Origin of the sequence: Methylocella silvestris (assembly GCF_002891535.1) — a bacterium.
In the GTDB taxonomy this organism is placed as follows: Bacteria; Pseudomonadota; Alphaproteobacteria; order Rhizobiales; family Beijerinckiaceae; genus Methylocapsa; species Methylocapsa silvestris_A.
Window position 1 is genome coordinate 1 of sequence record NZ_PDZR01000071.1, and the last position, 423, is coordinate 423.

Consider the following 423-nt stretch of genomic DNA (forward strand, 5'->3'; position numbering starts at 1 on the left):
GTACTGCCCAGCACCACCACCCGCAACCGGCCGTCAGCGCGCCCGTCGGTCGAGTTGGTCACCTCATCATTGTGCGCCACCACCTCGTTGTCACCGCGCCGCCGGATCACGACGCGTCCACCGGTAGCCACACTTCCCCGTGGAATGCAATCGTCTTGATGCCTGCGCTTGATGCTAAGATGCCATGCGTGCGCACGACGATCCGTATCGATGACGAGCTGTACCGCGAGGTGAAAGCAAAGGCCGCTCGTTCCGGGCGTACCGTGGCCGCGGTTCTTGAAGATGCGGTGCGGCGTGGTCTCAACCCGCCTAAGCCGCAGGCCGCCGGCCGTTATCGAGTCCAGCCGTCGGGTAAGGGCGGCCTGCGGCCCGGTGTCGATCTATCGTCCAACGCCGCACTTGCCGAAGCGATGAACGACGGCG

1 protein-coding gene is annotated in these 423 nt (G+C 65.2%); it reads left to right on the forward strand.

Going from position 1 to position 423, the window contains the following annotated elements; genetic code table 11:
- Positions 1 to 188: 188 nt before the first annotated feature.
- Positions 189 to 423 (forward strand): ribbon-helix-helix domain-containing protein (locus tag CR492_RS20280; RefSeq protein ID WP_102845506.1); only part of this gene is annotated, 235 nt, incomplete at its 3' end.